Consider the following 13,289-nt stretch of genomic DNA (forward strand, 5'->3'; position numbering starts at 1 on the left):
CCTTAAAAGGCCGTCGCCTAAATACCCTAAGCGACCCAACCGACTTGATTCTATGGGGGACAACCACAAGTGTCAAGCCTATTGAATCGCAAATTGTGCAAACAACACAGTAATTTACCTACAGTGTTCAACAATTAAGCAACATAAAGAGGTAAAACAAGCTCAACCTGTGTTAAACCAAACACTTATGAAATATAAGCATCTGTTAAACATTGTCAGATATTGTGAACAAGTCACACATCCATCACAACCTGAAATCAATTTAAGTATCAGTTTGTTAAATGAAATCTGGTTAATATTTAAAACACAATACCAGAGTTATACTGCTAGCTATGGCCGGGAAACAGGCTCAGCCACAGCAGCCTCTAGTCTATACCGAGTATATAAGGGTTCGGCTTACCGGAACCCTGCACCACTCCTCATTATCAATATGAATATTATGTTAATCTGTCCGAACTTGATTGAAATCAAACAAAGTTATCCTTTATTTAACCACTCCCTGCGTATCGGCTGGCTCACTGTCATCATTTAGCTCATCAATATCACTATCTGTGCGTTTTAAAAGCTCCCTTCCCGCCTCAGACTCGGTAAGATTACTCTGTTTGTCTTTGATATCTAAACTGTGAAGTTGATCGGTAAATGAAGCCTTGATGTCGTCCCACTCCTCTGATGATTGGATAATTTTCGGTGTCACCATCACCACCAGTTCTGTTTTGGTGACGGTATCGACATTAGAGCGAAAAGCACCGCCTATCCAGGGGAGATCACCTAAAAGTGGCACCTTAGACTCAACGAAGCTGTTATTTTCACTGATAAGCCCACCTAAAATCACCGCCTGTCCCGTATTGGCTACCACCTCGGTCTGAATACTGCGATCGAAAATAGCCGGCGAATCAGAGAAAGTACTACCGCTTGTGGCCTGATTACTGATCGACTGATTAATCTCCATGATCACCACCCCCTGACTATTTACAGTGGGTGTGACCGAAAGCTGTACCCCGGTTTTACGATACTGAATCGTGGTCGTCTGGCGATCGCCATCGGGATCGGATGTGGTCTCACCCGCAACAGGGATATCGGTGCCCACGTTCATGGATGCACTGACGCCATCGCGGACCACGACACTGGGGCGAGACAAGACATTCACATGACTGTTACTGGCAAAGAAGTTGGCAACGACTGAGCCGTCGGCACCTTTTAAACCAAAGCTGAAGCCGCCCATCTTCTCGACGCCGAAGGCACCTTTAGTTCCTATTGATAACTCACCGCTGTTGAAGGCAAACTCCACCCCCTGCTTAAACTCATCGGTGAGGGTCACCTCGGCTATCATCACCTCCAGCATCACCTGCTTAGGCATCACATCCATACGCTTGATCAGTGGCAACAGACGCTGGTACTCCAGACCCGATGCCTGAGTGATCAGGGCGTTAGATCTGGGATCAACCACTAAACGCACCTTGTCGTTGCTGGCGACGCCTGAACCAGTAGGCTTACCCACCGTCTTGGCGCTAGTCTCCCCCTTAGGAGAGTTATCACTGTTGCTATTCGATTTGCTGCTGGTACCCGAGATCAACGGCTCCAGGCTCTCGACAATATCGCTGGCACGGGCATAACGCGGAATGTAGGTAAAATACTGTATCTCTTCGACCAGCGAGGGTTTATCCAGCTGTTCTAACCAGAAAGCGGCGCGTTTCAGCAGGTCAAAATCATTGGCAAACAGGATAACCGAAGAGATCCGCTCAATAGGAAGCACGGTAACGGCATTTTGCTGAACGTTCTCCCCTTTGACTTTAATTCCATCACTGTTTAACACCTTAGAAAGATTATCGGCAAGTTCATTAGTGGGTACAAATTGAGATTTATAGATGCTGACCTGACGATTTTGAAACATGGGGGCATCAATCAAATGGATAAACTCCAACGCCTTAATGATCTCGGCGCGTCGCCCAAGCAAGACGATCGCATTTTGATCATAATCGACCGACGCCTTGACATTGGCAAGTTGCTGAATCGTGCCGTTAACACCCGACTTGATCGGAAAGTGGAGCGGGACGATCTGGTTGATATCCACGGATGTTCTGGGAACATCGGTTATGTCACGCCCATAACCCAGCACGATATTACGACCCGATCCACCCTGCTCTTTATTGATATAGAAGATGCCATCATTGAAGTTGAGCAAATAGCCGCCATCGGTCAACACTTCATCCACCAGGCCAAACAACTTACGCTTAGAGATAGGTTTTTGAATATTGAGGGTGATGCCACTGGTGTCGGCCTTGGCTTCACTGCCGAGAATATAGCTGACCTGCAGCACCTCCCCCATCACATAGTGCAAAAATTGATTCAGCGGCAGCGCATCGGCTGCGATGGTCACTTTCTCGGTATCACTGAACTGCTGAGTCAGATCTATCTCTTTTCCTGTTGCTTTCCTATCCACTTTAAGTGACGGCAAATTTTTATATGCAATAGTGGACTCATTGGTCGAATCCTTTGCCTTAACTGGCAGAGTTTCGTTTTTTTCAACAGCTTGATCACTACCATCAAGATAAGAGTCTGCAACGGCAACGGGCTCTGTCGGCAAGGTGCTACAAGAGGTCACGGATACCATGGCTACCATAAGTAACGACAAACTAAACTTGTTACGCATTATCTACACTTCCCTTATCACGACTTTTCTTATACATGAGTAAATCGATAACTTGTTCACCACGAACCAATACCACCGATGTATGCTTTAACTCTTTGACGGTGAACCCCTCGAAGGTATCACCCTGCTTTAACTTTAACCATGAGGTCTGCCCACTTTCGTGCTCGCTTCGCTCGAGTAAGGCGAAATGCTGGCGCTCGTTGATCACCGCTTTGAGCCTCAACTGAGATGTATCTGTATAGAGATCGAGCAGATCCCCGTGTTGGCTATCGATATCGGGGATGACTTTCTTACTTCCCCCGGCTTTATCGTCTTGTTTCGCCGCCTGCTCCTCGGCCAGTTTTCGTGCCGCACTGTCATATTTACTGTACTGAGCTAACAGCTCATCTCTCTGCTGCTTAGTTATCAGCGCAATTCCCGATAGCTCATCCAGTGTCAGCTCGGTCGATATAGACTCGCTCTCACTCGAATCGATCCAGACACGCTGTGAAAAATCACTGACAGAAATCAATAAGGTTCCGGCTATAGCTGCCAGGACATACTTCGAACCCAGCAAATTTATCCAGTTTGCAGACATCATTTGCTTAACTCACTCTGCATATAAAAATTTAGTGTCATCTGCCCACTCGCCTCACCGATCTTTGTCTTACCCTGCCGACGAAATGCGAAATTAAAATCGGCTACCTCGACCCATTTTGGCCTGGACTCCAGCTCAGCCATCAAGTTCGGAAAACGAACGCCATCGCCCATAAAACGCACCTGCAATTGATATAAGGTCAGGTCAAACTCATCGAGCTGCTTGGTTATCAACCAGCCAATACCGGACACTTTCAATCCGTAGTTTTGAATGAGACTCTCAAGCTGTTTCTGTTGCTCCAGTTTAAAGGCATTTTCACTCTGATATGGATAGAGGCGATCACGGTTTTGATTTACCTTTTCACGCAAGGGTTCCAGCAGAGGGGCAATCGTCTGTTGGTTTGCGACAGCCCGCTCAGCCTTAGCCAATCGTTTCGATTCAAGCTGCAGCTCGATTTTTTGATTGTCCTGCCACTCGACAAGAGGCACCCCTATAAACCTGGCCAGTACAAGGCTAACCAAGAGGGTTAAAAGATAGGGCTTCTCTTTAAAAATATCCATCAACTCAAGCCTCCCTTTATCTGAAAGCTTATGGTGAAGGACTCTTTCTTGCGACTTTTATGTACCTGGTTATCAAATTTAGCGTCGATAACATTAGGGTTTGCTACAAGCGCCTCGAGCAAACTGGTCGCTTTCGACGTTTCACCGATAAGCACGAAACGTTCGCCGCGATAACGGACACTGGTAAAGCGTGCCTGTTGCATTAAGGGCTCGATGACCTGCCAAAATGGGGTCTTTATCGACTGAGTCGAAATAAATGCCTGCTGTTTGTTAAGCTCGGCAGATAATTGATTAAACTCTGTCTGTATGTTCAGTGCCTGCTCGACCTCATCGCGATTGTCATCCAACTGCGCATCCAGCCAGAGCCCTTGAACGCCGAGGTAAGCCGAGCTTAAAGTTAGATATAGAGTGGCTGTAACCAACGTGGCCAAAAGGACAGGCTTTAGCTCCTGTGTCCACTGGGTCGAACTATCGCTCTTTACCAGAAAGTTAACCGGATATTGGGTTAGTAGTTTAGGCAGTGTCTGTATGACGGTCTGAGCATGCAGAATGTCACTTACCTCGTCAGGGGTAACTACATCAGGTCCGCCTGGTAATGAGATCCCCGATGCCATGGCGAAGCTGGCCGTATTTGTTATTAAGCCGCCTTTTGGTGCAGAAACAACCCCGAAAGGTGTGCGGGTTATATACAGCTGCCCCTGTTTAAAATGGGTGATGAGAGTACTGAACAGCGGGCAGTTAAAACCAAATACAAAACTTTCCGGTAGTATCAATTTGCAATCGGGCAGATGTGGATCAAAAAACCACTGATTCGTTGCCGTCTGCCCCTCATGAGATGGATAGACCACATGCTGCTGGTAACCAGGTTGTGATTGGGCTTCCAGCTTTAGAAGCTTAATAACTTCCTTCCGGTCATCCAGTGGGTAGGTCTTACTAACCTCCTGATAGTGCCCTCTGGCAACGATAAGTACTCTGGGAACAAAGCTGTCATCCGCTTTTTTCCACGACGCTACACCTTCACCGTTGAGTTGCAGCCGAAACAGACCGTGATCGTAATAGCCGACACCAGCCATAGCGAACACTTTCGTCAGCATATTTTCAAGTTTTTTCATCATTACCAAATCGTTTCTAGGTTTTCGACAACAGTGCCACTCTTATCGGCATATCTTTCTAACTTTACTGTTCGTTGTTTTTCGAGTGTCACTTCACCATATTGTACCCTAAAGGTTATCTGAAATATGTTACCCGGAGACAAGGCGACACCAATATTGTCATATACACCCGTTGACTGACTAAATTCTGCCCGGGTTAGTGTCCCGAGCTCTCTTAAATTCAATACCGATTCGGCATCGCTGTTAAGAAAAGCCTGTAACACCGGCTTTGGCGCAAACATGGGGTTAAAATAACTCGTTTGCACGATAGAGAGATTAGATGACAATGTTTGCCAGTTTATCTTCTTGGCCCCTTTTACCAGCTGCATCTCGGTTTTCAAGCTAATGGGGCGATTTCTGGGCCCCAGCTCATAATCTCCCTTCTCGGCCCCGTTTAATCGGGTCAGATCGTCTTTATCCTGCCAATCTAACAAGCTATCGACAATAACACTACTTTCATTTTCATCTGCCCCCAGTTGCTTCAGGGTATTTCGAAGCAGTAAACGGTCTGGGGTTCGAATATTGATTAACCCCGCAACATCCTGGATCTCAACGCTGGCATATTCATCAATAGCTATAGGTTTGGCATAAAAGTTATAGTTCTTCGGCAGTGGGTTATTAGCAGATATTGAATAGTCTTTACTCAGTAGCTCAAAGATCACGCGTGACTCGGCAGATTTCAGGTGCAGAGTTGCATTCGCCCTGTCATCAGCCAGCTTAGCCACCGCTATCTGTTGACGCGATGTCAAGGTAAGGTACATGGCCAGAACCGAGATTATTGCGCTAATCAACAGCACCTGTAACAGGGCTATCCCCTTCTGCTTGACCGGGCCTAACTTCCTCCCTGTCATTGAGTCCCTGTACTTTACGTTCACATCGACTCCTCAGCCAGGATGCGCTCGGCATCGGACGGAAGAGAGGTCATAAACAGCAGTTTCTGTTCAACAGCCTGTGCGGTGTTATAGACGATTGAAAGCTTAATAGCTTCAGGAAATAACCGTTTCTCTTTAGCGTTGAAAGAGTGCTGCCACAGCTTAGATGCCACCCCCATGCCCGATTGTTGTAGACTTTTATCCTGAGAGTTTTTCCAACCGTAATAGTTAAAGTCCAATGCAGAGACATCTTCGAGAAGTGTCAGTCTGAACGTAAATGTGAGATCTTGCTCGTAACTATCCAGTAGTACTGTATTTGAGGCAACCTCCTGATAGACGAGCTGCTCCTTCCCCTCCTGGGTAGACTCTATGCTGAGCTGATAGATCACACTATCTGAAGTAGACACACCGTAACGGCTTGCCGCCCTGAGATACTGCTGCTTTCCATCCAGATATAGCGCACTTTTTTTATTACCCTCACCACTATCTACCAGTAAAGGGGCTGTACTAGCAAACACCCGGCGAACCAGTTCGACATTTCGAGTAAACTTAGCAGTTTGTTCGTAACGACCTAACTCTTTTCCCCAGTTTCCGGCGAACAAGCTGAAGCTATAACTCGCAACGAAGAGCACTAAGCTAAGTAGTGCCGTAGAGATGAGTAACTCTACCAGAGTGAAACCCGACTGCTGTCTATTCATCATTGATTTAGATCCCAGCTGGTTTCCAGATAACGGTACTCCCGTTGGTAGTCGTCATATTCAACATTAACGATAACCTGCCAGAGTTTAAACCGCTTAGCCTGAGCTTCCGTTATACCTGACTCTGCAACACTTCGCTGTGGCGGAGCTTGATAGTCAATAACCTCAGCCGACCAGGTATAGCTGGACAACCCCATACCGTCCCGGCCGTTTAACGAGAGTGTTTTATCTTGCCCGTTACTCTGAATATCGCTGTCGATACTATCGATAATTAGCGGCAACAGACCATTGACGTAGATACTGCGCTCAGCCTTATGGCTGGATAGTACAGCACCACGATAGATTAAGGTGGTAGTCGATATGACCAGAAACAGAATAAAGCCGGCAATTAACACCTCCATCAAGGTGAAGCCAGTATTTTTGCTGTAATTTAGTTGAAAAGTGTTTGATATTGGCATATTAACGCTGCATCATTTTCTGAACATTAATCGAAAACTGCTTATCCGTTAATTGATATTCAACCGTATCGGCCGATGGGAAACCGTTCTTGTTTAAAAGTAGAGTCTGGGGCTGAAAAAAAAGAGTCTCGAAAGTTATCAAATCGATCGGATCTGTATCCGCTGAATTACCTTCCAGCTCGAGCGGAGTGGCGGCATAAACGACAACCTGATGCCCCTGAAGGTTAACCGAAAGCGGTGTTCCACGATTAAATGCACTGAAACTGGTCTTAATCAACCAGTTTTGCAACTGCTTCTCTTCAGTTTTTACCGTGACCTTATCTAAATTATTAACCGCCAACGGACCAACTAAACTCAACAAAACGCCCATGATGACCAGGATCACCATGAGCTCGATCAGAGTAAAGCCCTGAGATTTGTGGCTAAAACCCAACATCATTCACCGCGACCATACTCATCAACATGACAACAACCACGCCACCAACTATTCCGCCCATCATGAGGATCAATAATGGCTCGATAAGTGTGGTCATTTTCTCGGTCCAGGTCTCGAACTCTTGACGACTTCGGTTAGCTATCTCATCAAATACTTTGGCCAGATTACCTGACTCTTCACCCACTTCCAGTAACGAGATATAAAAATCGGGATAGAGTGATGTCTGTTTAAGCGATGGCGACAGGCTGTGACCATGCTTTACTTTGTTACGCACAATCTCCATCTCTCGTTGCAGTACCTGATTTTTAATATTGCCCTTGGCGAGATCGAGTGCCTTATCAATTGGCAAGCCGGCCTCGAGCATCATGGCAAGCGCGCTGTTAAAGCGGATCCGCTCTGTCGTTAGCACAGAGCTTGATAGCCCGGGAACCTTTAAAAGAGATTCCTGCCACGCTTTTACAAACTTTGGTTGTTTGAATAGGTGGATAATCCCAAATACTCCCCCGACTAAGCCCAAAGCCATAAAGACTTGGTAGTCCTGCATCCAGTTACTTAAGCCTAACAATGCCTGGGTATACCAGGGCAAGGTTTCCGGCTCGCTGAATAATACCGACAGCTTAGGAACGATGAAGTTAAAGATAAATACGATACAGAGCACGCAAACGGCTAAAATCACGAACGGATAGGTCAATGAGGAGATGATCTTTCGCTGTAGATCCCGTCTGAACTTTAGATCCTCCGCCAACTTGGCAAAGATTTCGGGAAGCTGGCCCGATGCCTCACCGAGTTCTACAAGGTTGATGTAGAGAGGATCAAATACCTCATCATGCTCTGACATAGCCTGAGACAGGCTCTGCCCTTTAGAGATACCACTACTGATAGAGGTTAGCAGCCTGACCAATGCCGGCTGAGCCTTTGAGCGTCGAATAATGTCCAGGCCTTTATCGATTCGCACACCACTGGATAGCAGCAAACTCAACTCAGCCGTTAAAAACTCAAGATCCGCTAACGAAACCTTCTTGTTATTACCAAAAAGGTTTCCGGCAGACTCTTTGTACTCTTTGATCTCTGAAGGTAGCAAGCCCTGATTTTGAAGCTCAGTTAACGCCGCCGCTTGGCTAACAGCTTCAATCTGCCCATCAGTCTTAGCACCTGCTTTATCATATGCCTTATAGATAAAAACTTTCATTATCCCGCTACTCGTAGCACTTCTTCGACCGTCGTTTGACCAAGCAGGGCCTTATAGAAGCCATCTTCAAGCAAATTACGCTTACCGCTGTCACTATTGTGCTTACGCGCTTTAGCAATAAAGTCCGAATCTTTTGGAAGCTTCATTATCTCTTCGTCACAACGCAGGTATTCATTAACCGCTATTCGCCCCTTGTAGCCGGTATGGCCACAGGCTTCGCAGCCAACACCTTTAACTAAGTTAATTTTTTTGATGTTGAATTTGTCAGCCAATGAACTTAAATCATACTTAGCCATTAAGTCTGCAGCCTCAGGATCCGGCTGAGCACAATGCTCACAGGTTCGACGTGCAAGACGCTGCGCTACGATGGAGACTAATGCGGCGTTAAGTAGAAATTCATCGACACCAAGATCCAGCAGTCGGGTATAGGCACTCGCTGCATCATTGGTATGCACCGTTGAGAAAACCAGATGACCGGTTAATGCGGATTGCATTGCAATACGTGCCGTCTCTTTGTCTCGAATCTCACCTAACATAATAATGTCGGGATCTTGTCGAACGATACTTCTCAAGCCGGCGGAGAAATCGAAACCGATATCACTGTTGACCTGTACCTGATTGATACCTTCGAGTTGATATTCAACCGGGTCTTCCAACGTAATAATTTTTACATCATCGTTGTTTAGTTCATTTAAAAAAGTATAAAGGGTCGTCGTTTTACCGCTACCTGTCGGGCCGGTTAGCAGGATAACACCCGCTGTTTTGGCTAGGTCTTCATTGACATATTGCTGAATATCATCTGCTAATCCAAGCACCTGCATATCATAGGTGACAGACTCTTTGCGTAGGAAACGCATAACGACACTTTCACCCTCATTCAAAGGCAGAGCCGACACACGAATATCCAACTCCTGATTCGCAATTTTCATCGCAATTTTGCCATCTTGCGGACGACGGCGCTCCGCGATATCCATTCCTGACAGAATCTTGAGTCGGGTAACAATAGGAAGTTGCATTCTCGGCGCCAAACGCTCGACCTCATGCAAAACACCATCGATACGATAACGTACACGATAGCGCCCCTGATAGGGCTCAAGATGCATATCTGAAGCACCTTGCCTCAAACCTCTTGAAATTAAAGAGTTCAACAAGTTAACCGTCGGAGCTTCAGAGGCAAGCTCTCTTAACCTCTCCTCCTCGTCACCGATAACAGAATCATCTCCCATTCCTGTATCGGCCACGTTAAAACGCGCATTCAGAGTTTGGATATCGGCTTCACTGCCAATTAATATAGTTGCTGTAATGCCATTTCTTCTGATGAATTCATTCGCAGAAAGGTCAAGCGGATACTTAGCAGCAAAGGTCCAATGATTATCGGCTACGCTCAGCGGTGTCCAACAGGCTGCTTTTAGCAACTCTATAGACTCAGAATCGATTTGAGGAACATCGCGCTCAATCCAGTCGGTTATATCAACTATAGGAAGAGAAAAATACCGACTATAAAGTTCTGGTAAATTATCTTCAGGCAAGCTTCCCAGATTAACCAGGATCTGTTCTAAATAACCACCATATTTCGCCTGGTAGCTTATAGATTTATCGAGATCTCTCTGAGTTACCTGAAATTCAGTTACAAGAAGCTCTGCTAATGAGATCATTTATGCACGATATCCGCATTATCGCCTTCTCCACCCGGCTGACCATCTTTACCATAAGAGGCCATATAATAGGGGTTCCCATCCTCTCCAGGCTTCTTGTAGACATAAGGATTGCCCCATGGATCCAGTGGCAGTGCCTTAGGCAGATAAGGTCCATCCCAGGTAGGTTTGTCACTCTTACGAAGCTCATCGAGTGAATCCGGGTAGTCACCATTATCGAGTCGATATGTATCCAAGGCCGTTTGGAACATCTGCATCTGTGCCGAAGCCGTTTTCTTCTGAGAAGAGCTGACCTTAGAGAACATAGCCGGTGCAACCAGAGAGGCTAAAAGGCCAATAATAACAATCACGATTAGCAGTTCAATCAGTGTGAAACCGCGCTTTTTAATTTGATTCATTCGTATACTACCGAAAAATAAGTTGGTGAGGATATTAGCAATGTTAATAGCCCAACAGCAACAGTTGGACCAAGATTATCTATTCCAAGTCTGCCAGTGTAACCGAATCGAGACACATCTGGCTGAAAGTAATGAATATGTAACTATTTATATGCGATTTCGAATCGCGTTATAGGCATAAGATACAAAATAGTATGCCGACTTCATGAAAGGCAGCTTTTCAACTTCTCTGTATACTCGCCATTGGTATTTTGCCGCAGTCACTTTGTTTGATGAAACCGTCGATACACCGACATAGTAATCCGCTAAACACTCTTCAATACCATATGCCTTATCAATCTTTCTAAGTATTTTTAGCCAAAGTCCAAGATCTTGTCTTTTAGAGATGTTCGGCATATAAACCTTGCCCAACTTTTCAGTATCGTAACAGGCGGTTAAACAACCGATACTGTTTGTCTTAAGGGTGTCGGAATAGGTGACAAATTCAGGAACATTCATGAAACCGAGTTCACGCCCATCTTCATGTACTCGCCTATAGCTTGTATAAGAAAGCGCAATATCTCTGTTTTGCATAAATTTAATCTGCTTCTCAAGTTTTTCTGGGTGCCAGGTATCATCGGCATCAAGAAAGGCAATATATCGGCCATTGGCACTACTGATTGCACGGTTACGCGTAACTGCAGGACCGGCATTCCAGGTACGCTTAATTAACTTGATTCTACTATCTCGATTTGCGAACTCTTGAATCACTGCACAAGAGTCATCACTTGAAAAGTCATCGGAAATTAGCATCTCCCAATTTTGATAACTTTGGCTTAGAACAGATTCAATAGTTTTTGCAACCGAAGTTGCACAATTAAATGATGGAGTGATGATCGATACTAAAGGACTAGTCATATTTACGTTTATTACAATTTATTTGTTTTATCAGACTGAGACATAAAATATCCCTTTAAAAGGGACATAATCGGAGATTGATTAACCAAGTTAAATTTACTCCTATTTTTGAAATAAAAGTAAAAGACTGCAGCAAGACCAATGGTAGAGCCATATATCTCCCTAAAAGCGACCCCACGACAAATGAGTGTATCAGCCTTATCAAAGACCTTACCAGAAGACAATATTGGATGATGTCCAATTACAATTGGTCTATAAAAGAGCTTTGCTCCGGACTTAATCAGCCGGGATAGGAAAACAGGCTCTTCACAAGCCGGTAAACTTGTACCCGCTCCTAAATACTCAGGAAATGTAATATTTTTTTTCTGCAGTGATGTTAATCGAATTGCCATTTCAATCGATCCAATTTTCAAGATACTTTTCAGATCATGGCGCTGTGCTTTGACAGGATAGTCTTTCAACAGTTTACCGGAATCATACTCAGAGATTTGAAAACTGATCATGTCAGCTTCTGGCTGCTCACGAAAAGCTTGGGCAATAATCTCATAGAAATTAGGGACTAAAGTGACGTCATCGTCCATTATCAGACAAATATCCCCACAAGCTACTGAAACAGCTTTATTTCTATTTCTAGACAAACCTTTATTATAAAGTGAGTGGTAACTAACATCATCACGTTCTTGTGTAAGCTTATTTATAACCTCAACATAATCATCGTCACGAGAGCACTGATGTACCACCGTATAGCAAACGTTAACGTTAGGCTCTCTTAAAACCCTTTCAACTTCCTCAATTCTGGGACCATATGTTGAAATTAAAACATTTAAAATCATTTAATACCTGTAAGAGTTGGGTTTATATTTCGGTTAAGCCAGTTTTATCTTTTTCAGATGATCTAACGTTATTTTTAACCAGTTTAGGTTCCGTTGTAAGTATAAATTAAGCGCAGACTTATAGTTGTCAGCGTTTACAGTCTTGATAAAGTTGTAAAATCCGTACTTACTACCGGAGACTTTAGTCTCTAATAAAGCCATAGACTGTAGCTGCTTAGCATTTAATATATCACGATTTTTGTTAATGAATAACCTATAACCCATAAGCTTTTTCTTGTTGCTTGATGAGATTCTTAAGCCGCCATGATTGGTCTCTAATACATAATTTCGAGCGGAGATTTTTAATGCTAAAGGCGTTTTACGCAGTAAACGAACCCAAGTATCGTAATCTTGAAAAGCTGGCATATTAACATCAAAACCACCAACCTGTTCAAATTTAGCTTTTGTTGTCAGCACTTGATTACCAACCAGGTTATGATGCAACAACTTTTCGAGCCCAAATTTTCCAGACTGAAACCCAAAATTACGATCGATTAGGTCGCCATTCCCCATCAACTCTTGGACATTTGCACACACAAAAGCATATTTTTCGTCGTATGCAGCCACCAATTGCGAGACACGCTCAGGACAAAAGTAGTCATCGTCATCTAAGCCGGTCACATAGTAGCCATTTGACGCTTCAATTGCCCTATTTCGAGAAAAGCACGCACCGGAGACTTTCTCATTTTTAAGATAAACGAAGTCATATTGCTGTTGTAATTTCTTCACAACCTCTGAAGTATCATCGGTCGACGCATCATCGACAACAATGAGTTCTATTGCTGGATAATCTTGCTTAAAAATTGAATCAATAGCTCTAGTAAGCAATTTACTTCTGTTTTGGGTGATTAAATAAACAGTTACTAACTTCATTCT

Annotated in this window: 14 protein-coding genes; all 14 read right to left on the reverse strand. The window is 44.5% G+C overall.

The genetic code is table 11. The annotated features are described in order from the left end of the window. Positions 1 to 484: 484 nt before the first annotated feature. The 14 genes from Q1B47_RS07685 to Q1B47_RS07750 all read right to left on the reverse strand — a co-directional run bounded on the left by Q1B47_RS07685 (position 485) and on the right by Q1B47_RS07750 (position 13,286). Positions 485 to 2,650, reverse strand: a complete 2,166-nt coding sequence (locus Q1B47_RS07685; RefSeq protein ID WP_299791194.1) for a secretin N-terminal domain-containing protein — start codon at positions 2,648 to 2,650, stop codon at positions 485 to 487. Further along, complete coding sequence (locus Q1B47_RS07690) at positions 2,643 to 3,230, reverse strand: hypothetical protein (RefSeq protein ID WP_299791197.1); 588 nt, start codon at positions 3,228 to 3,230, stop codon at positions 2,643 to 2,645. Before Q1B47_RS07690 ends, Q1B47_RS07685 begins: the two co-directional genes overlap by 8 nt. Continuing rightward, positions 3,227 to 3,787, reverse strand: a complete 561-nt coding sequence (locus Q1B47_RS07695; protein WP_299791200.1) for a hypothetical protein — start codon at positions 3,785 to 3,787, stop codon at positions 3,227 to 3,229. Before Q1B47_RS07695 ends, Q1B47_RS07690 begins: the two co-directional genes overlap by 4 nt. Further along, positions 3,787 to 4,902, reverse strand: coding sequence for a hypothetical protein (locus tag Q1B47_RS07700; protein WP_299791204.1), 1,116 nt, complete (start codon positions 4,900 to 4,902; stop codon positions 3,787 to 3,789). Before Q1B47_RS07700 ends, Q1B47_RS07695 begins: the two co-directional genes overlap by 1 nt. After that, positions 4,902 to 5,813, reverse strand: coding sequence for a type II secretion system protein GspK (locus Q1B47_RS07705; RefSeq protein ID WP_299791207.1), 912 nt, complete (start codon positions 5,811 to 5,813; stop codon positions 4,902 to 4,904). The genes Q1B47_RS07700 and Q1B47_RS07705 overlap by 1 nt, the downstream gene beginning before the upstream one ends. After that, complete coding sequence (locus tag Q1B47_RS07710; RefSeq protein WP_299791210.1) at positions 5,810 to 6,511, reverse strand: type II secretion system protein J; 702 nt, start codon at positions 6,509 to 6,511, stop codon at positions 5,810 to 5,812. Before Q1B47_RS07710 ends, Q1B47_RS07705 begins: the two co-directional genes overlap by 4 nt. Beyond that, positions 6,508 to 6,966 carry a hypothetical protein gene (locus tag Q1B47_RS07715; protein WP_299791213.1) on the reverse strand — a complete coding sequence of 153 codons (459 nt, stop codon included), beginning with the start codon at positions 6,964 to 6,966 and terminating at the stop codon, positions 6,508 to 6,510. The genes Q1B47_RS07710 and Q1B47_RS07715 overlap by 4 nt, the downstream gene beginning before the upstream one ends. Position 6,967: 1 nt before the next feature. Further along, positions 6,968 to 7,405 (reverse strand): prepilin-type N-terminal cleavage/methylation domain-containing protein, encoded by a 438-nt coding sequence (locus tag Q1B47_RS07720; RefSeq protein WP_299791216.1) that lies wholly within the window; start codon positions 7,403 to 7,405, stop codon positions 6,968 to 6,970. Beyond that, the gene (locus Q1B47_RS07725; protein ID WP_299791219.1) at positions 7,389 to 8,591 is read right to left on the reverse strand and encodes a type II secretion system F family protein; all 1,203 of its coding nucleotides are present in this window, start codon (positions 8,589 to 8,591) and stop codon (positions 7,389 to 7,391) included. The genes Q1B47_RS07720 and Q1B47_RS07725 overlap by 17 nt, the downstream gene beginning before the upstream one ends. Next, positions 8,591 to 10,246 (reverse strand): GspE/PulE family protein, encoded by a 1,656-nt coding sequence (locus tag Q1B47_RS07730; RefSeq protein ID WP_299791221.1) that lies wholly within the window; start codon positions 10,244 to 10,246, stop codon positions 8,591 to 8,593. The genes Q1B47_RS07725 and Q1B47_RS07730 overlap by 1 nt, the downstream gene beginning before the upstream one ends. Continuing rightward, complete coding sequence (gene gspG, locus Q1B47_RS07735) at positions 10,243 to 10,644, reverse strand: type II secretion system major pseudopilin GspG (protein WP_299791223.1); 402 nt, start codon at positions 10,642 to 10,644, stop codon at positions 10,243 to 10,245. Before gspG ends, Q1B47_RS07730 begins: the two co-directional genes overlap by 4 nt. A gap of 147 nt (positions 10,645 to 10,791) precedes the next feature. Next, positions 10,792 to 11,541, reverse strand: a complete 750-nt coding sequence (locus tag Q1B47_RS07740; RefSeq protein WP_299791226.1) for a glycosyltransferase family 2 protein — start codon at positions 11,539 to 11,541, stop codon at positions 10,792 to 10,794. Positions 11,542 to 11,552: 11 nt separating this feature from the next. Further along, positions 11,553 to 12,374 carry a glycosyltransferase family A protein gene (locus tag Q1B47_RS07745; RefSeq protein WP_299791229.1) on the reverse strand — a complete coding sequence of 274 codons (822 nt, stop codon included), beginning with the start codon at positions 12,372 to 12,374 and terminating at the stop codon, positions 11,553 to 11,555. A 33-nt stretch (positions 12,375 to 12,407) separates the two neighbouring features. Further along, on the reverse strand, positions 12,408 to 13,286 hold the full coding sequence (locus tag Q1B47_RS07750; protein WP_299791232.1) for a glycosyltransferase: 879 nt from the start codon (positions 13,284 to 13,286) through the stop codon (positions 12,408 to 12,410). Positions 13,287 to 13,289: the final 3 nt, after the last annotated feature.

The sequence above is a fragment of the uncultured Shewanella sp. genome, assembly GCF_947501225.1.
Classification (GTDB): domain Bacteria; phylum Pseudomonadota; class Gammaproteobacteria; order Enterobacterales; family Shewanellaceae; genus Shewanella.

Coding starts and splice junctions, on each gene's coding strand:
- Q1B47_RS07685 (WP_299791194.1), bottom strand. CDS start 2,650: ATGCGTAACAAGTTTAGTTTGTCGTTACTTATGGTAGCCATGGTATCC.
- Q1B47_RS07690 (WP_299791197.1), bottom strand. CDS start 3,230: ATGATGTCTGCAAACTGGATAAATTTGCTGGGTTCGAAGTATGTCCTG.
- Q1B47_RS07695 (WP_299791200.1), bottom strand. CDS start 3,787: ATGGATATTTTTAAAGAGAAGCCCTATCTTTTAACCCTCTTGGTTAGC.
- Q1B47_RS07700 (WP_299791204.1), bottom strand. CDS start 4,902: ATGATGAAAAAACTTGAAAATATGCTGACGAAAGTGTTCGCTATGGCT.
- Q1B47_RS07710 (WP_299791210.1), bottom strand. CDS start 6,511: ATGATGAATAGACAGCAGTCGGGTTTCACTCTGGTAGAGTTACTCATC.
- Q1B47_RS07715 (WP_299791213.1), bottom strand. CDS start 6,966: ATGCCAATATCAAACACTTTTCAACTAAATTACAGCAAAAATACTGGC.
- Q1B47_RS07720 (WP_299791216.1), bottom strand. CDS start 7,405: ATGATGTTGGGTTTTAGCCACAAATCTCAGGGCTTTACTCTGATCGAG.
- Q1B47_RS07725 (WP_299791219.1), bottom strand. CDS start 8,591: ATGAAAGTTTTTATCTATAAGGCATATGATAAAGCAGGTGCTAAGACT.
- Q1B47_RS07730 (WP_299791221.1), bottom strand. CDS start 10,246: ATGATCTCATTAGCAGAGCTTCTTGTAACTGAATTTCAGGTAACTCAG.
- gspG (WP_299791223.1), bottom strand. CDS start 10,644: ATGAATCAAATTAAAAAGCGCGGTTTCACACTGATTGAACTGCTAATC.
- Q1B47_RS07740 (WP_299791226.1), bottom strand. CDS start 11,541: ATGACTAGTCCTTTAGTATCGATCATCACTCCATCATTTAATTGTGCA.
- Q1B47_RS07745 (WP_299791229.1), bottom strand. CDS start 12,374: ATGATTTTAAATGTTTTAATTTCAACATATGGTCCCAGAATTGAGGAA.
- Q1B47_RS07750 (WP_299791232.1), bottom strand. CDS start 13,286: ATGAAGTTAGTAACTGTTTATTTAATCACCCAAAACAGAAGTAAATTG.